21 protein-coding genes are annotated in these 19941 nt (G+C 59.7%); 9 read left to right on the forward strand and 12 right to left on the reverse strand.

Annotation, left to right across the window (positions count from 1 at the left end):
* The first annotated feature begins 125 nt into the window (after positions 1–125).
* Together DWF74_RS30480 and DWF74_RS23790 are read left to right on the forward strand one after the other, a co-directional pair.
* The gene (locus tag DWF74_RS30480; RefSeq protein ID WP_162884114.1) at positions 126–539 is read left to right on the forward strand and encodes a hypothetical protein; all 414 of its coding nucleotides are present in this window, start codon (positions 126–128) and stop codon (positions 537–539) included.
* 394 nt (positions 540–933) lie between these two features.
* Positions 934–1305: a hypothetical protein gene (locus DWF74_RS23790; RefSeq protein WP_115581838.1), complete on the forward strand. Its 372-nt coding sequence runs from the start codon at positions 934–936 to the stop codon at positions 1303–1305.
* A 277-nt stretch (positions 1306–1582) separates the two neighbouring features.
* Here DWF74_RS23790 and DWF74_RS23795 read toward each other — a convergent pair whose 3' ends face one another.
* A complete protein-coding gene (locus DWF74_RS23795) occupies positions 1583–1855 on the reverse strand; it encodes a hypothetical protein (RefSeq protein ID WP_115581839.1) in 273 nt (90 codons plus the stop codon).
* Between the two features lie 288 nt (positions 1856–2143).
* On the opposite strand from DWF74_RS23795, the gene DWF74_RS23800 reads away from it, so the two are divergent.
* Complete coding sequence (locus DWF74_RS23800; protein WP_115581840.1) at positions 2144–2725, forward strand: hypothetical protein; 582 nt, start codon at positions 2144–2146, stop codon at positions 2723–2725.
* 139 nt (positions 2726–2864) lie between these two features.
* On the opposite strand, the gene DWF74_RS23805 is transcribed toward DWF74_RS23800, so the two are convergent.
* Positions 2865–3812 carry an AraC family transcriptional regulator gene (locus tag DWF74_RS23805; RefSeq protein ID WP_115581841.1) on the reverse strand — a complete coding sequence of 316 codons (948 nt, stop codon included), beginning with the start codon at positions 3810–3812 and terminating at the stop codon, positions 2865–2867.
* Positions 3813–3957: 145 nt separating this feature from the next.
* On the reverse strand, positions 3958–4704 hold the full coding sequence (locus tag DWF74_RS23810; RefSeq protein ID WP_115581842.1) for a DUF899 domain-containing protein: 747 nt from the start codon (positions 4702–4704) through the stop codon (positions 3958–3960).
* Positions 4705–4899: 195 nt separating this feature from the next.
* Here DWF74_RS23810 and DWF74_RS23815 point away from each other — a divergent pair, with 195 nt between their 5' ends.
* Positions 4900–5292, forward strand: a complete 393-nt coding sequence (locus DWF74_RS23815; RefSeq protein WP_102861695.1) for a transcriptional regulator — start codon at positions 4900–4902, stop codon at positions 5290–5292.
* Positions 5293–5302: 10 nt separating this feature from the next.
* Here the strand turns inward: DWF74_RS23815 and DWF74_RS23820 are convergent, their stop codons facing one another.
* Together DWF74_RS23820 and DWF74_RS23825 are read right to left on the reverse strand one after the other, a co-directional pair.
* Entirely contained in the window at positions 5303–6172 is an 870-nt protein-coding gene (locus DWF74_RS23820; protein ID WP_115581843.1) for a DUF6279 family lipoprotein, read from the reverse strand.
* A gap of 255 nt (positions 6173–6427) precedes the next feature.
* Positions 6428–6616, reverse strand: a complete 189-nt coding sequence (locus DWF74_RS23825; RefSeq protein WP_016962619.1) for a hypothetical protein — start codon at positions 6614–6616, stop codon at positions 6428–6430.
* A gap of 354 nt (positions 6617–6970) precedes the next feature.
* On the opposite strand from DWF74_RS23825, the gene DWF74_RS23830 reads away from it, so the two are divergent.
* From DWF74_RS23830 to DWF74_RS30820, 3 genes are all read left to right on the forward strand, one after another.
* Positions 6971–7807, forward strand: a complete 837-nt coding sequence (locus tag DWF74_RS23830; protein WP_060838083.1) for a CvfB family protein — start codon at positions 6971–6973, stop codon at positions 7805–7807.
* A 176-nt stretch (positions 7808–7983) separates the two neighbouring features.
* Positions 7984–8907, forward strand: a complete 924-nt coding sequence (locus DWF74_RS23835) for a DMT family transporter (protein WP_102878814.1) — start codon at positions 7984–7986, stop codon at positions 8905–8907.
* Positions 8908–9097: 190 nt separating this feature from the next.
* Positions 9098–9226 (forward strand): PA1414 family protein, encoded by a 129-nt coding sequence (locus tag DWF74_RS30820; RefSeq protein WP_011059908.1) that lies wholly within the window; start codon positions 9098–9100, stop codon positions 9224–9226.
* An 88-nt stretch (positions 9227–9314) separates the two neighbouring features.
* On the opposite strand, the gene DWF74_RS23840 is transcribed toward DWF74_RS30820, so the two are convergent.
* The 4 genes from DWF74_RS23840 to speB form a co-directional block, all read right to left on the reverse strand.
* Entirely contained in the window at positions 9315–9575 is a 261-nt protein-coding gene (locus tag DWF74_RS23840) for a hypothetical protein (RefSeq protein WP_110595135.1), read from the reverse strand.
* A gap of 26 nt (positions 9576–9601) precedes the next feature.
* Positions 9602–9733 carry a hypothetical protein gene (locus DWF74_RS30825; protein WP_275896148.1) on the reverse strand — a complete coding sequence of 44 codons (132 nt, stop codon included), beginning with the start codon at positions 9731–9733 and terminating at the stop codon, positions 9602–9604.
* Between the two features lie 298 nt (positions 9734–10031).
* The gene (locus DWF74_RS23850; protein ID WP_115581844.1) at positions 10032–11420 is read right to left on the reverse strand and encodes a sodium:solute symporter; all 1389 of its coding nucleotides are present in this window, start codon (positions 11418–11420) and stop codon (positions 10032–10034) included.
* 335 nt (positions 11421–11755) lie between these two features.
* Complete coding sequence (gene speB, locus DWF74_RS23855; RefSeq protein WP_011059912.1) at positions 11756–12706, reverse strand: agmatinase; 951 nt, start codon at positions 12704–12706, stop codon at positions 11756–11758.
* Positions 12707–13063: 357 nt separating this feature from the next.
* On the opposite strand from speB, the gene DWF74_RS23860 reads away from it, so the two are divergent.
* Positions 13064–13957, forward strand: coding sequence for a LysR family transcriptional regulator (locus tag DWF74_RS23860; RefSeq protein ID WP_102861700.1), 894 nt, complete (start codon positions 13064–13066; stop codon positions 13955–13957).
* A gap of 9 nt (positions 13958–13966) precedes the next feature.
* Positions 13967–14566 carry a tRNA-uridine aminocarboxypropyltransferase gene (locus DWF74_RS23865; protein WP_102861701.1) on the forward strand — a complete coding sequence of 200 codons (600 nt, stop codon included), beginning with the start codon at positions 13967–13969 and terminating at the stop codon, positions 14564–14566.
* Between the two features lie 103 nt (positions 14567–14669).
* Here DWF74_RS23865 and DWF74_RS23870 read toward each other — a convergent pair whose 3' ends face one another.
* Genes DWF74_RS23870 through DWF74_RS23880 form a run of 3 tightly spaced genes read right to left on the reverse strand, consistent with a single transcriptional unit; the run spans position 14670 to position 19591 of the window.
* Complete coding sequence (locus tag DWF74_RS23870) at positions 14670–16025, reverse strand: HlyD family type I secretion periplasmic adaptor subunit (RefSeq protein ID WP_102861702.1); 1356 nt, start codon at positions 16023–16025, stop codon at positions 14670–14672.
* 11 nt (positions 16026–16036) lie between these two features.
* The gene (locus DWF74_RS23875) at positions 16037–18196 is read right to left on the reverse strand and encodes a type I secretion system permease/ATPase (RefSeq protein ID WP_115581845.1); all 2160 of its coding nucleotides are present in this window, start codon (positions 18194–18196) and stop codon (positions 16037–16039) included.
* An 18-nt stretch (positions 18197–18214) separates the two neighbouring features.
* Positions 18215–19591: a TolC family outer membrane protein gene (locus DWF74_RS23880; RefSeq protein ID WP_102861704.1), complete on the reverse strand. Its 1377-nt coding sequence runs from the start codon at positions 19589–19591 to the stop codon at positions 18215–18217.
* Positions 19592–19941 lie beyond the last annotated feature (350 nt).

Consider the following 19941-nt stretch of genomic DNA (forward strand, 5'->3'; position numbering starts at 1 on the left):
CGGAGTGATTTATTTTACTCCGCCGTAATCACCAAACACCCCTTCAACACTCGAGCTTTAACGTTCTCGTTCACCATGCTAAGGAGTGGCTGAGTTCAAAAGGGATGTTTTTAAGGAGTATTAATATGGGTAGCCAAGCATCTGTAGATGTAAGTCTGTCTCGGCCTTGTAGTCCAAAAGATATAGTGATGGCACTACTTGATTCTGGGTGGAGTTTTGATTTTGAAGGGGATGTCCTATTTTTGTTGTCATCAGATATTGACTCTTATGATTGGCAGAAAGAGTATGCTGAGCATTTCAACTTAAAGGAATTTCTCGACTCTCATTCGCCATTCGGGAGGATTGGTATTGCTATGGTTTTTGATGGTAGGTTTGGAGGGGAGTTCTTAATTAGTCGGGATTGTATATCCTTGTCTATTTCAATAAATAGAATTTGTGTTTTTGGCACTGTGCCGGATTTTACTGAGTATGTTTTTAGACTTAAGGGAGTTGTGAGTGGTTTTGGTTTTTCTGATATTAGATGTGAATATGTTTCTTGACTGATGTTTGGTGTAAAGAAACTGATGTTGATGATACTTTGCTGGCTGGAAGAGGGGTTGCTTCGGAAAATAAGAGCAACTATCTTGTCACGAACTGAGCGTCGAAGAGTACGAGAGAAAAATCGCGACTTTCAAGCCGCGATTTTTGCTTGCTGATGTACCTGCTCCTGTATTCACCTTGTTGTAAAATCCATCAAATCATACCCGCCGCGTAGCAAAATTCTGCACGCCAGTGACATTTTCTATAGCACTACTTTGCATTTGGGCGCTTTATCAGATGGTGTATAGAAAATGCCGCGTTGAATGAAGCGTCTCGTCAAAAACTAATAGACTTGTTTAATGGCAAAAAATGAATATTTCAATATTTGAAGTCTCGATCAGAAAAGAAATCAATATGAGCGAAATTTCGGTTGCACTTACGTATTTTTTTGAATTTTCGGATTTTAATGCTTTAAGTGTCGATGCTTTTTGGGCGTTGTCAGAAGTTATGCAGGAAAAATCTATCGGAGTCAGGCTGGAATATAGTGATGTGGGTTTTAGGACTTTGGCTATATTCTATTGCTGCTTTGAAGTTGTTGGCGAGGTTCTGGCTGGGTTTGCGAAATATCTTGCTGAGAACTTTGGAACTGAAGTTGCTGTAGGTGATTACCTTCATAAAGCTGATGTGGTTAATGATAGGTTTATAATTTTTCAAGCTGACGGGAGTAGAAAGTTTGGCTTTGAGAAAGGCGATAGTGATGGATTTGATATTGATGTTGTCGACTAACCCTGAGGAGGATCGGCGTGAGCGAGCTAATGAAGGATAGTGATGTTGTAAGTGGTTTCTTGAAAATGTTGATGTGTGCATATGGCGGCGATACCTCAGCAGAATTAAAGCTGAGGTTGTTGGTGATTTGTTAGGGATCTGTGTGATAAGAAACTTAAGAGAAATCGAGGTAAGGCTGCCACGAATGCGGAAGACCGGAGTTGAAAGTGCGGGCGTCTCTGGCAGAGCGCCCGCAGCGGTTGGATAAAGGAGGTGGATTTATAATGCCCCTGTCTGTTTATGCGGATAGCTGCCCTTGCATCCGTCGCCCTGCCACATCCATCAAATCACACCCATCGCGCAGCAAAATGCTGCACACCAGCGACAGTTCCTGCAGCACCACTGCACCTTTGGGCGCGTCATCACAAATCGCGAAGTTCTCCAGCAGTTGAGTCACGGCGCGAATGCGATACGCCGCTGCATCGTGCAGGACGTCGATGGGGGCTTGGGTATCGATCAGCAGGGAGGGAATGTTGCAGTCGTGGCCGGTTATAGCTTGATAACGCGTCATTTATTGAGCCTCTTTAGTTTGACTGAGGACTCTGTAAATCAGGTCGCCAAACCCGGTCGTCCTTTCAACGACCCCTCGACTATATCCAGCGCTCCCCCTGTCCTTAAAGCCCCATTCCTACTGGATCGTCTGCTTCTGCCGTAAGGCAATTCCTAATTTGCCGAGAGTATCTTTACGAGCCGGTTCGCCGTGATTTTCCTGGCTTACAATGCCGCCGCTTATCGCCATGCCACAGGTGGTTTTCAGGTGGCGGTGCGTTGTTGAAAACCTTCTCAAGGAAGATCCGTCATGCGTCTGTTGTCTCTGCTCTTCACCCTAGCTCTGCTCGCCGGTTGTGCCTCCACCCCGGACTATTACATCTCGCCCAAACCGGTGCAGATTCCCGCTACCGCCACTTACTGGATCGATACCTTCAACCTGCAGTTGATCGGCGAGAGCGAGCGCTTTCTGCCCGAGGACAAGCTGCGCCAACAACTGGGCATGGAGTTGATCCGGCAATTGGGCAATGCCAATCGCTACGCCGCCACCAAGGACAGCGCCGACTACCTGCTGGATGTGAATGCGGTGTACAAGCGCCGCCTCAGTGATTCCAAGGGTGGGCTGGTGTCGATGGTTGTCGATGACAATACGATCCTGGCTAGTGTCGATTTCGGCTACAAGGTTCAGGTCAAGCGCGACGGCGCCGAGGTGTTGCATTTCGCCCAGGAGCGCAATGGTTTGCAGCCTGCCGGGGCCATGGGGCAGTTGCGCAATATGAAGACCATGTTGGGGGCGATCACCAACAGCGGTAATTCGGATGTGGAGAACTTCTACATTCGTGCTCTGCCGAAGTTCATCGTTCGTGATATCACGGCCATTCCTTCTCGTTGAGTGGGTGTGTCGGGATTGTAGAAGCGAGCTTGCTCGCGATGAACCCGATGGCGCCGCGCTCTGTCAGTAACAGCGCGTTATCGTTGGCGTTCTTCGCGAGCGAGCTCGCTCCTACATGGGGATCAGCGTGTTTTTTGGGTTACAGCTTTTTGACCGGAATGCAGATCTCACACTCCAGCTCTCCCGTCTTGAGGTCGTAGTACGCATCCGCCGGGTAGCGCTCGAAGGCCGGGCGCGGGTCGAACTGCAGGCCGCTCTTGGGTAGCCAGTCGCGGCACAGTTCGATCCAGGCGTCGGCGATAGCCGGGCCCAGGCCGCGGAAGTGGGCCACGGCGTAAAGGCCGCCGGGCAGGGTGGTGACGACGGCGGGGGCGCTGGCCTTGAAGTCCTTGGGCACTTCGACGCAGGCGTCGTAGCGGCATTTGTCGGCGGGGGTGAGGTCCGGGTCGTCGTGGCCGATGCCGTAGCGCACGTGGTTGAACAGCTGGTGTTCGAGCATCCAGGGCATGGCGGTTTCGCGCCAGAACAGGCCGATGCCGGGCCCGTAGGCGCCGATGTAGCGCAGGTAGGCCACGCGGGTGGCGGGCAGTTGCTGCAGGGTGACGTTCATGCTGGTTTCCTTCAGATGAATGAAGGCGTCAGGATCGTCGAAGGCCGGGATGTGGGTCTGATCAGGATTGCTCAATTCACGCAGGCGGCGTTCGCGGATGTCGTCGAGGCGGCGGTGCCAGCGTTTGGGTTCGGTGTCGCGCCAGGTGCTGGGTGAGACCGAGAAGTGTTGCTTGAAGGCCCGGGAGAAGGCTTCGCCGGAGCCGAAGCCGACATCCATGGCGATTTCCAGGATTGAGGCTTCGGGGCGGCTGGCCATCAGATAAGCCCCACAGGCCAGGCGCCGACGCCGCAGGTAGGCCCCGAGGGGCTCTCCGACCCAGGCGCTGAACAGGCGGTGGAAGTGGTAGGGCGAGAAATGCGCCACCCGCGCCAGATCAGCCAGCTCCAGGGGCTGGTCCAGGTGTTGGTCGATATGCTCCAGCACCCGGCTCATGCGCAGGGTGTATTCGTGGAGGCTGTGGTAGGCGGCGCTCATGTTTGCAGATTAGTTCGCTGTGGGGCGGACGTTGCAGTCTGCCGCAGATTTGTGCCGTTTGTGAGAGCCAATCGCCTGTTGGTACGATTCGCCGGCAGCCGGCTCCTACAAACGCCCCGTAGCCGGCTTGCCGGTGAACAGGATCTTAAGCGTCACCACAGCAAGGGTGGCTTCCCTTGCCTTCGGGTGTCTGTTCGTAGCGGTCATGGAGGCGGACCCAGTCCATGATCTGCTCTTCATTGCGCCCTTTGGGCGTCAGGTCGAGGAAGTTATAGGCCCCCACCAGCAGGTCCAGTCCGCGGGCATAGGTGGAGTAAGTGTGAAAAATCTCACCCTGGTCGTTGCGATAGAACAGGCTCAGGCCGGGCAACTCGGCTTCATCGCCACTGGCCTGTTCATAGTTGTAGGTCGCGGTGCCCGCGGCTAGCTGCTGGGCGCTGAGGCTGACACCGAAGTCCTGGTTGAAGTCGTCACCGGCACTGGAATACCAGTCGAAGCGCCAGCCCATGCGTCGACGGAAGCTCTGGAATTGGGCATAGGGCGCGTGGGAGACAGCCACCAGCGTTACGTCGTGATGGGCCAGGTGCAGGTTGGCGCCGTCGAAGTGGTCCGCGAGAAAGGAGCAGCCCTTGCAGCCTTCTTCCCAGCCGGCGCCGAACATGAAGTGGTAGACCAGCAACTGGCTACGCTCGCCGAACAGTTGCGCCAGGCTCAGTGCTCCGTCGGGGCCTTGAAAGCGGTAGGGCTTGTCGATCTTGACCCAGGGCAACGCCCGTCGCTCGGCACTGAGCTGGTCGCGCTGGCGGGTCAAGGCCTTTTCATGGATCAGGTGCTGCTTGCGTGCGAGCAGCCATTGTTCCCGGGAGACCACGGGGTGATCGGTAGTGCTCATGGCGTTTCTCCTCAAGGCAGGGGGCATGGGTCTTACACACGCTAGTCGTTTGGCGCAGGGCTGGATCGACAAGCTGCCCAGCGGTTTTCCGATCAGGGGTCAGGCTGGCGCGGCGTATTTCCTGAACGGCTGAAAACCCGGTCGGTCACAACCTATGAACGGCATTTCATTCTCATGTCTGGAGGTTGAACCGCAATGACCACATATAACTGGGATCTGATTGAGCGACTGCTGCACGAAGTGCAGAACGGCGCCGGCCACAGTTTCACGCCTCGCCCCTACGCCGAGCAGCATGCGGCGGCCAAGGAGGCTGAAGGTGAGCCCACCGGCAATCTGGATGAACTGAAAGTCACCGCCACCCAGTACGAAAAGTTGCTGCTGGACCGGGGTTTTATTGAAACCAGGCCCGAGGAAGAGGGCGGCAATGGCGAGAACTTTGTACTGACGCCTCGCGGCTCAAGCCTGCTGTGTCTGATCGACAGCAGTATTCCGGGCAACGATCACCCGCGTCAGGTGCTGGATGAACAGGCTGATGCCCTGGCTGCGGATACCTTTGACGAGGTGGCCTCCAAGGCGCAGATCGCCTAGTTTCGCGATGCTAGCCCTGGCTTGCGTTCTGCAGGCATTTCAGGTCGGCGAAGTCCTTGCGTACACCGTCGATTTTCTTCAGCAGGTGCTGGCGTTGGTCCACGCTGCTGGCGGCCATCAAGTCAACCAACAGGCTGCGTGCGGCCTGTTCGGTGTGGGCGTAGGCCTGGCGGTAGTCGTCTGTCCATAAACTCTCGCGGTTGACCAGCAACTGCTCGATGCGCTGTGGGAAATCGCTGTCTCGGCGTTGCGCCACCGCGGCGCTGAATTGCGTCTGCCAATGGACGCGATTGGCGATCCACTGCTGGTTCTGCTCTCCCAGGGAGGCAGACCATTGCTCGATTCGTTGTTGCTGGCTGGGGGTCAGGGGGCCGAGCCAGGCATTCAGGCGCTTGCTCATGCGCTGACTGCGCTGCTGGATCTGTTGCGCCAATGATGGCGTGAGGTACTGCTCGCGGTGTTCTTGCTGGTCCTTGGCGAAGGCGTTGTTCATCTCTTTGACTTGCCCGTCGTCCAGGCCCTGGAGCAGTTCTACAGCGGAAGGGGTGATCTGTCTTACAGTCTCGGCGATGGCCTGCTTGGCTTCCCGGGTTCGTGCTTGCAGGTCCTGATCACTGACCTGATTGCTCTGCACCATTAGTTGCAGGCGATCGAGCCAGTCCAGATAGCCGGGCAACTGGGTGCTGCAATGCCAGCTCAGGTGCTGCTGCAGACGCTGGTTGAACCAGCTTTTCTGCTCGCTGTTCATGTCCAGGTAGTCGTTGAGGGTCCAGGGGATGATTACATCCAGGTTGCGATAGGCCAGGCCGACTCGGCTGCAGGCGCCGAGCAGCAGGCTGAGGATCAGCAACGAGATAAGCAGGGGCCACTGGCGCGCCATGTTCGAGTCCTTGCGAGTTCGGGTTCCTGCATCTGAACCCGGAAGGCTGCCAGCCGTTCAGTCGCAGGGCGGAAGGCCGGCAGTGATGAACTGGGAGTTGGCTGAAACTATTGATCCAGAGAGCTGAAAGGATAGCGGCCAGGAACAGCGGATAAGGGCCGTTGGTCGACTTTTAGTGCTAGGGGGAGGAGAGAAGGGTGCCAGTCCTAGCGCTTTGAGGGCAAAGCGCTAAGGGACCAGGATAATGCGGGGGAATTACTTCTTGCCGAGGCTGATCTGCTTGGATGGGCCGAAAGTCTGGCCGCTGACGCCTTTGGCAATTTGCTGGATTTCGCCGCCCGATTTCAGGAAGGCCGCGATTTGTTCGTTGATCGATTCGCTGGTTTCAACGGCGGGAGCTGGTTTTGCTTTGCTGTTGGAGGCTTTTACTCGCATGGCGGCCATTTAACCTTTTGGGAAAATTAATTTGGCCAGGCATCTTATCAGAAATACTTGACAATTGCTTGGTAAATATCCTCTGAAACAGAGGGTCGTTTTTTGAGCTTTTTCCTTAAGTTGATCTTGCTGACATCTTCCTAAGTGGCTGTTTTAAATAAAGACCTGTTACTGAAAATGCGGCCTGGTGGCTGATTGCCCTTACCCGGCAGGTCGCTGTTGGCCTGACGAATGGCCGCTTGAGCGCCAGTGATGCTAGAAAAACCAAGGCTCTTCACGGATTTTTCCGGTCCGGGACTCAGGAGCGCCAACCTGGGCGTGGAAAACAGGTAGAATGCCGCCCACGCAATGAGGGTATTGGAAATGGCTTTAGTCGGGCGCTACAACAGTTTGCAAGTGGTTAAACACACTAACTTTGGTTTGTATCTGGACGGAGGGGCGGACGGCGAAATATTGCTGCCCAATCGTTATATTCCCAAGGACATTCCCAGTGAAGATGAAGACTGGTTGAATGTTTTTGTTTATCTGGACAGTGCCGACAAGTTAATCGCAACTACCGAAAAGCCGAAAGTTCAAGTTGGCGAGTTCGCCAGCCTTAAAGTCGTCGAAGTTAACAGTATCGGGGTATTCCTGGATTGGGGATTGCCCAAGGACCTGCTGCTGCCCTACTCGGAAGAGAAGCGCCAGATGAATGCCGGCGAATACTGCGTGGTGCATGTCTATCTGGACAAGCACACCCGTCGTATCACGGCCACGGCTCGCCTGGACCGCTACCTGGACAAGACTCCGGCTAACTACAAGGTTGGTCAGGAAGTCGACCTGTTGGTGGCTGAATCCACCGACATGGGCTTCAAGGCGATCATCAACAACAAGCACTGGGGCCTGATTCACAAGAACGAAGTGTTCAAGTTCCTGCGCTCCGGCATGCAAGAGAAGGGGTTCATCAAGGAAGTGCGGGCCGATGGCAAGATCAGCCTGAGTCTGCAACCGGTGGGTGAAGAAGCGGCCACCAGCCTGAACTCGAAGATCCTCGCCAAGTTGCGCGAAAACAATGGCTCTCTGGCGGTCAGCGACAAGAGCGATCCGGCCTTGATCAGCAGTTTGTTCGGGGTCAGCAAAGGCAACTTCAAGAAGGCCATCGGCGCGCTCTATAAACAGGGTCAGATTGTCATTCACGCAGATCGTATCGAGCTAAGCTGATACTTGTTTCGCTCTGGGGTGGATGTGCTTAAAGCCCCACCTCTTCTATGTCTCGTGTTGCTTGTCTTTCCTGGTGCGGCCGGCCTTGCAGCACGACGGCTGGGCGCGCGCCTGGGGGCGTTGTCTTTTCCACAGCGGGTAGCTGTCATGTCGATGAATCAATCTGAGGGACTGCGGTGAGCATCGAGCGGCGCAACGCCGATGGTTTTGCCCTGCAGGTGATGCTGGGGTTGTGCCTGATCTGGGGCGTGCAGCAGGTGATGATCAAATGGGCGGCGGCGGATATTGCCCCGGTGATGCAGGCGGCTGCTCGTTCCGGGATTTCGGCGCTGCTGGTGGCCCTGCTGATGTGCTGGAAAGGGGGCTGGTCCCAGGTCTCCAGTACCTGGCGAGGCGGTTTACTGGCCGGCGCCCTGTTCGGCCTGGAGTTTCTGTTCATTGCCGAGGGGCTGAAGCTGACGAGCGCCGCGCATATGTCGGTGTTCCTCTACACCGCCCCGATCTTCACTGCCCTTGGGGTCAATTGGTTGCTGCCCAGTGAGCGGCTGCGGCCGTTGCAATGGTTGGGGATCATCCTTGCTTTCATTGGCATCAGCATCGCCTTTGCCGGTGGAATCTCCCTGGACAATCTGGATCGGCGCATGCTCCTGGGGGATGTATTGGGATTACTGGCGGGGCTGGCCTGGGGCGCGACCACGGTGGTGGTACGCGCCTCGCGATTGTCGGAAGCGCCAGCCACACTGACCCTGTTCTATCAGTTGATCGTCGGGTTCGTCGGCCTGCTGCTGATTGCGGTGCTCAGCGGCCAGGTGACCCAGGTCAGCCTGACCCCGGTGGCTGTGGCCAGTGTGTTGTTCCAGGGGCTGGTGGTGTCGTTCTTCAGCTACCTGACCTGGTTCTGGCTGCTGCGTCGCTATCTGGCGGCGAACCTGGCGGTGTTTTCGTTCATGACACCGATGTTTGGCGTGACCTTCGGCGTGCTGTTGCTGGGTGAACCCTTGAGCCTCAACTTTGTGCTGGGGGCGCTGCTGGTGCTGCTGGGCATCACCTTTGTCAGCGCCGAACAATGGCTGCGTCGGCGGATCAAGCGCTTTCTATAAGCCGCTGCCCAGGAGACTGCCGGGCAGGCGCCACAGGCGCTGCGGGCCAATGGCTGAATAGCCTTGGCCGATTCGCTTCAATCCAGTAACAGTTCATTGCTATTGCGAGGCAGCGCGCGGGAAAAGTTAGGACTATTATCTGCTTGAGGCGGCGCAGTATCGCCGCTCAGCACGACCCTGAGGGGGCACTATGAAAGACAAACTGCAAAGCTGGCTGCACGACCTTGGTGTCGCACTGGGCCTGATCGAGCCACCGCTGCAACCGGTGCCGATTCCGACCGACGAAGAACTGCGGCGCCGTCAGCAACGTCGTCGTTGAGCTCAGGGCGAGAGCGGAGTGCAGACTCCGGCTCTCGCCAGGGTTTTCTGGCCGGCAGTCGCTCGGCCATCCACCCGAGGCAATCGGGTCAATCCTGATTTTGCCGGGACTTTTCCAGCAACCATTGCACCAGGTCGTCGACCTTTTCCAGGCGCCAGAGCGCTCGCTGTTCTTCCCGTGGGGAGATGCAGAGATCGAACCTGTCCTCCAGGCGCCAGAGCAGCGCTTCGATATCCTCCCGGTCGAGTCCGAGTGCTTGCAGAGCGCTTTGGTCATCGAAGTCGGTGCGTTCATCCAGTCCCCGACGGATGAGCAGGTGTACGGCCACGCGTGCTTCGGCCCGTTTCATCGCGTTACTCCCGAGGAGCGAGCAGGTCAGGCGGGACGGGCAGCGTCGGCGCGGGTCTTTTCCAGGATCACCTGGCTGAGTTCGCTGATGGAGTTGATCCGGTACCGATCAAGGTCTGGATCAACGCGGATGCTTGGCTGGATGTCGAAACGGTCCATAAACACCTCGGGGCAGGGGAGAGGTTCTGATTGTTTTATGACCCCGTCCAAGGGTGAAGCGATAGCGTGCCCTGAGGCTGCCAGCGATCCTTGTACTGTTCAGTAACAGTCGTCGCTGAATCAGATTACAGCAGAGGTTTTTTCCGGCGGTGGTGACCGCTCGTCCAGTGGGCGGCTTCCTGGATCGGGCTGAAGCGAGCGTCATCCGGCGTTGTGGCACTTTTTCGTGGACGAAAAAAACGGGTGCGGCCACCGACGCCGCACCCGTCGAAGAAAACTTCAGGCGTCTGACTTCAGGTCAGATCGCATTGGCCAGAGGCACCGAGCGCCGGGAGACCAGGCTCACCACCACGAAACTCACCAGGCCCACGGCCAGGCTGTAGTAAATCGGTGTGTTGGCGTCCAGGCCGTCCTTGAACATGAAGAACAGCGCGGTCATGAAGCCCAGAGACATGCTGGTGATGGCCCCGGCCGTGGTGGCGCGTTTCCAGTAGATGGCGCCGATCAGCGGAATCAGCATGCCGCCCACCAAAAGGTTGTAGGCCAGGGTCAGGGCACTGATCACGTCGCTCACTACCAGGGCGATACCCAGCACCACAACGCCCAACAGCAACGTCGCGATGCGGTTTTCATGCACGTCGCCATTGCCGCTTTCACGGCCACCGCGCAGCCGCGGCAACAGGTCCTGGGTCACGGTGGTGGAGGCCGCCAGCAGGCCGGCGCTGGCGGTGGACATCAGGGCTGCCAGAGCCGCGGCAATCACCAGGCCGCGAACGCCGTTGGGCAGGCTGGTCTGGACGATGCTGGCGAAGGCATTGTTGACGTTGTCCAGATCCGGCAGCAGCACCTTGGCGGCCATGCCGATCAGCGCGCCGGCCAGGCCGTACAGCACGCAATAGATGCCGGCCGCGGTCCCTGCAATCTTGGCTACTCCTTCGCTGCGGGCGGTGAACACTCGTTGCCAGATGTCCTGGCCGATGAAGATGCCGAAGAAGTAGATCAGGAAGTAGGTGAGGATGGTGTCCCAGCCGATGGCGGTGAAGTCGAAGTAGCTGGCCGGCAACTTGGCCACCAGGCTGTCCCAGCCGCCGGCGTCGACGATGGACAGCGGCATCAGCAGGAACACCAGGCCGATGGTCATGATCAGGAACTGCACGATGTCGGTCAGGGTCAGCGACCACATGCCGCCGATGGTCGAGTAGAGCACCACCACACCGCCGCCCACCAGGATCGATACCCAGAATGGCAAGCCGAACAGCACCTGCATCACTGTCCCAATGGCAATGGTGGAGGTGGCGCCGATCATCAGTGCGTAGACCAGCATGATCAGTCCGCTGGCGTGGCGTGCCGCGGGGTTGTAGCGGCGCTCCAGCACTTGGGTGACGGTGTAGATCTTCAGTTTCAGCAAGGGTTTGGCCAGAAACAGGCTGAGTCCGACGATGCCCAGGCCAATGGCGCCGCAAAGCCAGAAGCCGGAAATGCCGTGGACGTAGCCCAGGCGTACGGTGCCGATGGTCGAGGCGCCGCCCAGTACGGTGGCCGCCATGGTACCCAGGTAGAAGCCCGGCCCGAGGTTGCGGCCGGCTACCAGATAGTCATCACGGGTCTTGGCCCGGCGCATGCCGTACCAGCCCAGGGTGATCATGCCGGCGGCATAAATCAGTACTACGAGAATATCCAAGCCCATGTTCGGGTCCTCACAAGCAAGTTGTTATTGTTGTTGCCACCCGCCGATGCGGACGGTCACCCCGTTGACCAGTGGAGGCCGGTCTTCCGGAAGAGCTGCGGTTGCTGGGGCAGTTCAGGCCAAGGGGGGCCTGTTTCGAGAGAGGTCGTACAGGGTGCTGCGTCGAGGGGCGGGAATCTGGGCGTCCCCGTTGTTCATGTCGTTAAGGCTGTTTTCTTTATTGTTATTCATGATCTGCTCCGACCACGTTGGCTAAGGTGTTGCGCTCCTTTGCATGACGGTTCCATGGCCGCGCTCGTGCTTGAGCGCGGCACCAGCCCTCCCAGGGCCGAGACTCAGCGGTGGGCCACGCCGGGCAGTACGCAGAGCATTTCGTACAGCAGGTTGGCACCCAGCAGCGAGGTGTTGCCGGTGGTGTCGTAAGGCGGCGAAACCTCCACCAGGTCGCAGCCCACCAGGTCCAGGCCCTGGCAGCCACGGACGATCTCGATGGCCTGGATGGTGGTCAAACCGCCGATTTCCGGGGTGCCGGTGCCTGGAGCCCAGGCCGGGTCGATGCCGTCGATGTCGAAACTCAGGTACACCGGACCGTTGCCGACCTTTTCACGGACTTCGGCCATCAGCGGTTCCAGGGATTTGTGCCAGCACTCTTCGGCCTGGACCACACGGAAGCCCTGCTTGCGGCTCCAGTTGAAGTCTTCGGCGGTATAGCCCTGGGCGCGCAGGCCGATCTGCACCACGCGGTCGCAGTCCAGCAGGCCTTCTTCCACGGCGCGGCGGAAGGTGGTGCCGTGGGCGATCTTCTCGCCGAACATGTGGTCGTTGACGTCCGCGTGGGCATCGATGTGCACCAGCCCGACCTTGCCGTGTTTCTTGTGGATGGCCCGCAGGATCGGCAGGGTGATGGTGTGGTCGCCGCCCAGGGTCAGGGGAATCACGTTGTGTTCGAGGATGCCGTCATAGGCTTCTTCGATGATGCGCACCGCGTCCAGCAGATTGAAGGTGTTGATCGCCACGTCGCCGATGTCGGCCACCGACAGCGAGTCGAACGGAGCGGCACCGGTGGCCATGTTGTAAGGGCGGATCATCACCGACTCGGCGCGGATTTCCCGCGGGCCGAAACGGGTGCCGGCGCGCAGCGAAGTGCCGATGTCCAGAGGCACGCCGACGAACGCAGCGTCCAGGCCGGCGGCGGATTGCAGATGGGGAAGACGCATCATGGTGGCGATGCCGCCGAAGCGCGGCATTTCGTTGCCGCCCAGTGGTTGGTGGAGAATCTTGTCCACGGGATAGGCCTCATCGTTGTTTTATATTTATGGGGCTGAGGGCGCAGCAGGTGCCGCCCGATCAACCGAGTGGGCCGATTCTGCGAAATGTAGTTCGGGGAAAGAATCGCTACGGACAAATACTTAGTTCAGATTTTTCTAAACTAATGGCCAGGGCCGCGCTAGACTCTCGCGCTGCTGCCAACGCCCTGCGAAGCGTGGCAGCCTGCCCCCTTCCGCTGGTGCAAGCAGCGTTATCCGGGTGACGGGGGCGATTGAACGTGGGCATGGATGGCATCGGGTCTGCTTCATCGCGCGGCACGAGCACGCGCACTTGTTACAGGGAAGTGGTTGTTTTGCCTGTTATCGGAGCCTGTCATGGCCAACGCTTTACCTGATCTGAAACTATTGCGCATCTTCGTCAGCGTGGTGCGCCATCAGGGGTTCGCCAATGCCCAGCACGAACTCAATCTCTCGACGTCGGCCATCAGCACCTACATGAGCCAGCTCGAAGGCGCTCTCGGGCTGGTGCTCTGCCACCGTGGCCGTGGCGGGTTCAGCCTGACCAGCAAGGGTGAGCTGTTCCACCAGGAGACCTTGCGTCTGCTGGGGGAGCTGGAGGGCTTCGAACAGTACGCCGCGGCCCTCAAGGGCGAGTTGCGCGGCACCCTGAACCTGGGGGTGATCGACTCCACCGTCAGCGACAAGGCCCTGCCGTTCGCCGAGGCCATCGGCGCCTATAGCCAGGAGCATCCGGCGGTGCATTTGCACCTGTCGGTGATGAGCCCCCACGAACTGCAACTGGGGGTCCAGGACAACCGCCTGGACCTGGCCATCGGCGCCTTTTCCACGCGCATGAGCGGCCTGGTGTACATGCCGCTGTACCGCGAGCAGCACTGGCTGTACTGCAGCAACCGGCATCCGTTGTACAGCGAGCGGCGCATCCCCGAGCAGGTCATCACCCAGCAGCGCATGGTCGGCCGTGGCTACTGGAGCCAGGCGGAACTGGCCCGGCACGGCTTCAAGCACAGCGCGGCGACTGTCGAAAGCATGGAGGCGCAGTTGATCCTGGTGCTGTCCGGCGCCTACATCGGCTACCTGCCGGAACACTATGCCCAGGCCTGGGCCGACAAGGGCGACCTGCGGGTGCTGCTGCCGGCAACGTTCGGCTACCAGGCGCCGTTCTCCCTGATCATGCGTCGTGGCCGGGGCCGTGAACCCCTGATCCAGACCTTTCGCGATCTGCTCAAGGCCCAGCTCAACCAGTCATAAGGAATTCCCATGTCCCGAGCACGCTGCGAGCGTTGCCTGCGTCCCACAGGCCATTGTCTGTGCCCGCTGATCCCGGATTTGCCCAGCCGCACCCGGGTGTTGCTGCTGCAGCATCCCAGTGAGGTCAACCACGCCTTGAACACGGCGCGGCTGGCGGCCCTGGGGCTGCACAATGCGCAGTTGCGGGTGGGTGAGGTGTTCGAGGATTTGCCGACGCTGCTCGCTCAACCCGGATACCGGGCCTGCCTGCTGTTCCCGGCGGACGATGCCCAGCCGCTGCAGGCCTATGCCGAGACCGATGAACCGCTGCTGCTGGTGGTGCCCGACGGTACCTGGCGCAAGGCCCGCAAGCTGTTGCACCTCAATCCGCTGCTGGCGGCCTTGCCGCGAGTGACCCTGGCCGCCGCGACGCCCTCGCGCTATCGCCTGCGCAAAGCCCCGGGACCGGGTGCGCTGTCGACCCTGGAAGCCATTGTCCAGGCTTTGCAGGTACTGGAGGCGCCGGCCTCCTTCGAGCCCTTGCTGCGCCCCTTCGAGGCCCTGATCGAAGGGCAGATCGCGGCGATGGGCGAAGACACCTACCAACGCAACCACGGCGCCAAACCCTGACGTCTTGCCTTCAGGTGCGGGCTTGCCCGCGAAAGCACTCTCAAGTCTGCTGCAAAGTCAGAGGGCCTCTTCGCCGGCCAGCCGGCTCCTACGTAGCCGGCAGTCAGCGTTCGCGCATGGCTTCGGTGCGGGCCTTGAGCACGGGCTTGAGCAGGTAGTCCAGCACGCTTTTCTCGCCGGTGATGATGTCCACCGTGGCCACCATGCCGGGGATGATCAGCAGTGGATTGGTGTCGCCCCCCAGGTGGTTCTTGTCGGTGCGTACCTGGATCAGATAGAAGCTGTTGCCCTTGTCGTCGGTGACGGTGTCGGCGCCGATCAACTCCAGCTTGGCGCTCAGGCCGCCGTAGATGGTGTAGTCATAGGCGCTGAACTTGACCATGGCTTTCTGTCCGGGGTGCAGGAACGCCACGTCCTGAGGCCGGACCTTGGCCTCAATCAGCAGGTTGTCTTCCATGGGTACGATTTCCACCAGGTCGCTGCCGGGCTGGACTACGCCGCCGATGGTGTTGACCTTGAGCAGCTTGATCACGCCGTGCACGGGCGATACCACCGTGGTGCGGTTGACCCGGTCATCGATGGCGATCCCCGACGCGGTGATCTTCGACAGGTCAGTGCGTTTCTCGTTGAGTTCCTTGGCGGCATCGGAGCGGAAGGTCTGCACCGATTCATCGATCTTGCTCTTGATCTCGTTGATGGCCGATTCGGCCCGTGGAATGGCCAGGGTGGTGGCGTCCAGGGAGCCGCGAATCTCTACCGCGCTGCGCTTGAGCCGCAGGATTTCCACCGGTGACACGGCGCCAGTGCCCACCAGGGGGGCCGACATGTTCATCTCTTGATTGAGCAGGGCCAGGCTGGAGCTGTATTGCCCCTGCTTGGAGCGAAATTCCGCCAGTTCCTGGGTCTTCTGCCGCAACTGTTCGCTGAGGGTGCGCTGCTCGCTGGCCAGGCGCCGTTGGCGCTGGTCGTACAGAGAGCGTTCGTCTTCCGCCACTTGCGGCGCCTTGCTCAGCACTTCGGCGGATGGGGTGAAGGGCTTGCCTTCGGCTTCGGCGGACAGACGCTCGACCTGGGCCATCAAGGCGAAGCGATCCGCCTCGCTCTCGCCCTTGTTCGAGCGAAAGCGCGTGTCATCCAGGCGCAGCAGGGTCTGGCCCTTGTCCACCATCTGCCCCTCGCGGACGAAAATCTCGGTGACAATGCCACCTTCCAGGTTCTGGATCACCTGGATCTTGCTCGAAGGAATGGCCTTGCCTTCGCCCGTGGTGACTTCCTGGAGCACCGCGAACCTGGCCCATACCAGTGCGCAGAGGATCAGCGCGGCGGCGATCCAGACCGTCAACCGTGATCTGCGGGGCGAGTCTTGCAACGAGGCTTCTGCGGTTTCCGGCATGAATTCGCTTTCCGCGCTTCGGCGAAAACTGCCCAGGTAACTGCGGGGTGACGATGGTGTAGACATACTCGGCACTCCTAGACGGCTGCAGAGCCAACACGGCCCTTGCGCAGTGCATCGATAACCGCGTCTTTCGGTCCGTCGGCGACGATCCGTCCTTCGTCCAGAACCACCAGGCGATCCACCAGGCTGAGCATCGAAGTGCGGTGGGTCACCAGCAGCAGAGTCTTGCCCTGGACCTTGGCATGCAGGCGCTGACGCAGTGCGTCTTCGCTGCTGTTGTCCATGGCACTGGTGGGTTCGTCCAGCAGCAGGATCGGCGGGTCCAGCAGCAGGGCCCGGGCCAGCAGCACCGCTTGGCGCTGGCCGCCGGACAGCAGTTGCCCACGTTCACCCACCGGTCGGTCGAAGCCTTGGGGGTGGGCGCGGGCCAGTTCGGTGACCCCGGTGAGCTCGGCGACTTCGAGCATTCGGGTATCGCTGATGTAGCGCGCGCCCAGGGTCAGGTTGTCCCGCAGGCTGCCGGCCAGCAGCGGCAGGTCATGGGCGACGTAGCCGATCTGCTGACGCAGGTCGGCCACGTCCAGTTGCCGCAGGTCCAGGCCGTCCAGCAGCAGTTGGCCTTCCTCCGGGGTGAGAAAACCCATCAGCAACCGGGCCAGGGTACTTTTCCCCGAGCCGCTGCGGCCGATGATGCCGACCCGCTCTCCGGGCTTGAGGCTGAAACTGATGGTGTTCAGCGCCGGGGTGCTTTGCCCGGGGTAGCGAAAGCTCACTCGGCTGACTTCCAGTGCGCCGTGCAACTGGGTGCGCTCCAGAGGCCGCTGACGGGCATCGCGTTCCTGGGGCAGGGCCATCAAGGCGTCGGTGCTGCGCATGGTCAACTGCGCCTGTTGGTAGCGGGTGATCAGCCCGGCGATCTGTCCCAATGGCGCCAGGACCCGACTTCCGAGCATATAGGTGGCCACCAGGGCGCCGACGCTGAGGTTGCCGGCGATGATGCTGTAGACCCCGGCGACGATGGTGGCCATGCCGGACAACTGCTGAATGAACAGGGTGCCGTTGGTGGCCAGGGCCGAGAGGTTGCGGGCGTGGCTGTCGAGGCGGGTCAGGGCGCCGTGGGTGCTTTCCCACTTGTGCTGGCGTTCGCTTTCGGCGCTGCAGGCCTTGAGGGTTTCCAGGCCGCCGAGGGTCTCGATCAACAGCGCCTGACGTTCGGCACCCAGGGCCAGGCTTTTTTGCACGGTGTCCCGCAGGCGCACCTGGATCAGCATGGCGAAGACGATGGTGATGGGGAACGCGAGTATCGGGATCACCACCAGCCAGCCCCCGAGCAGGCCGATCACCACCAGCATCAGCAGGGCGAAGGGCAGGTCGATCAGGCTGGTCAGGGTCACGGCCGTCAGAAACTCCCGCAGGCCCTGGAAGTCATGGATGCTTTGGGCAAAGCCGCCGATGGTGGCTGGTCGGGCCTTCATGTTCATGCCGGTGATGCGTTCGAACAGGGTGGCGGAGAGGATCACGTCGGTCTTTTTCCCGGCCTGGTCCAGTAGGTGGGCCCGCACGACCCGCAACACCAGCTCGAACCCGGTGCCCAGCAGCAGGCCCAGGGTCAGCACCCAGAGGGTCGAGGTGGCCTGGTTGGGCACCACCCGATCGTAGGTCTGCATCACGAACAGCGGCACCATCAGGCCCAGCAGGTTGATCAGGAGGCTGGCGAGAATGGCGTCGCTGTAGAGCCAGCGCGAGAGCTTCAGGGTGTCGCGAAACCAGGCGTCGACCCTGGGCACCAGGGGGCTGCGCAGGTCTTCGAGTTCATGGCGGGGGCGGGCGAACAGGGCCTGGCCGCTGTATTCCCGGGCCAGTTCCTCGCGGCTCACCCACTGCTCGCCACCTTCGGCCTCGCTGGGCAGGATCAGGGCCTGGCCATCCTCGCCCCAGCGCCTGAGCACCGCGCAACGACCGCCTTGGAGGATCAGCAGCACCGGCAGGTTGAGAGCGGATATCGCCCCCAGTTCCCGGCGCAGCAGACGAGCCTGAAGGCTGGCCCGGGCCGCGGCCCGGGGCAGCAGGTCGAGGCTCAGGCGTTGCTTGTCCAGGGGCAGGCCTGCGCTGAGGCTGCCCCGGCTGACGTTGCAGCCGTGGAGTCGGCACAGGATCAGTAATCCGTCCAACAGCGGGTCATCGAAGCTGGCACGCGGATCGGCGTGCGGGCTCCCGGGTTCGAGGCTGGTCAAATCGAGTCCTCCACGGGACTACTTCATTTCCGGCAGGCGCGCCTCGCTTTTCACTTCGCTTTGGGCGATGGCTTCGGCCGGTACCACGACTTTTTCCTTGCTCAGCAGTTCGCCCATGTTGGCCAGTACCCGGTACATGGAGAACTCTTCGGTGTAGCGCACTTCGGTGTAGCGGCGGTTGGCGTTGTACAGCTCGTTTTCACTGTCCAGAACGTCGAGCAGGGTGCGTTGGCCGAGGCCGAACTGGTCCTGATAAGCGGCCCGCACCCGGGTGGTGGTTTCCGCATATTCCCGGGCGGTGGGGGTCTGTTTCTTGGCGTTGAGCATGGCGTTCCAGGCCAGGGTGATGTTTTCGTTGAGCATGCGCAGGGCGTTGTTGCGGATGTCCATGGCCTGGTTGATCTTGTGCGCGTTGGACTGCAGGCGGGCCTTGTCACTGCCGCCGCGGAACAGGTTGTAGTTCATGATCACCCCGACCCGCCATTCGTTGTCGTGGCCCAGGTCGCCCTGCACATTGTCGTTGGCGTTGACTGCGGCCTCGGCGTCGAAGCGTGGATAGAAGGGCGACTTGGCCACTTCGTACTGACTCTCCGCCGCCTGGATGTCAGCCTGGGCGGACTTCAGGTAGGGGTTGTTCAGCAGCATGCTCTGCTTGGCGTCGTTGAGGTTCTGCGGGATTTCGCCGCGGATCGACGGCAGGCTTTCCAGCTCGTCGGGCAAGCGTCCGACTGCGCTGTAGAAGTTGGCCTCGGCATCGGCCAGGTCGACCTGAGCGGTGTCGTAGTTGTTCTCCGCCAGGGCACGCCGGGCCTTGGACTGGTCGAGGTCGGCGGTACTGCCCACGCCTTGCTGGCTGCGCAGGCCGATCTGGTCGTTGACCCGCAGGTGGGCCTGCAGGTTGTTCTTGGCCAGGGTCAAGAGTTCACGGCGCTTGAGCACCTCCAGGTACACCTCGATGGTGCGCAGGGCGAGGCTTTCGGCGGTGCCGCGGGTGAAGTAGGCCCGGGAGTTGACCACCGACTGGGTGCGGCCCACTTCATTGGCCGTGTTGAAGCCGTCGAAGAGCATCTGCCGCAGGCGCAATTCCGACTGGGTGTAATTCAGGGTCTCGGTGTTGTGGTTGCCGGTACCGCGTGCCACCCCATAGCCGCGGGTGGTGCTGTTGTCGCTGTAGCCACGGCCGTAGCCGGCATTGAGGTCCAGGCTGGGATAGAAGCCACCCTTGGCCACCTTCACATCCTCATCGGCAGACAGCCGGTTGTTCTGGCTGGCGCGAAGTTCAGGGTGATTGTCCAGAGTGCTCTGGATGGCTTCAGTCAAAGACATGGCCTGAGCCGGGCTGACGCAGATTGAGGCCAAAAGAATTGCACCGCTGAGGGGGGTGAAAACGCGCATGGGTGTCTCTCCCTGATCCAGTGAAACAGTGTTTTCGTCAAAAATATGACTAAAAAATTGAGACTTAACCGTCTCATCTTGTTTACAACAGAGCTAAGAACATCCAGAAGGATAGCTAAGAAAAAAAATTCATAAGTTTTATGCCAAAAAAAACTTATGCATGTTTGTCAAAGCAAGACATTGTTCCAATCGCAAGCCCGGAATTTTCAGGCGTTGAGGCATTTCCTGAAGTTTCTGGGGACGTTCAAATTTCAGGTAGTTCAGGGCGGGGAAGTGGTTACAAGGAAGAAGGTACGGAACAGGATATGGCGGCATTTTTTTGGCGATTTCGCCTTTTGACCTGTTTCGCA

The sequence above is a fragment of the Pseudomonas protegens genome, assembly GCF_003363755.1.
GTDB lineage: Bacteria > Pseudomonadota > Gammaproteobacteria > Pseudomonadales > Pseudomonadaceae > Aquipseudomonas > Aquipseudomonas danubii.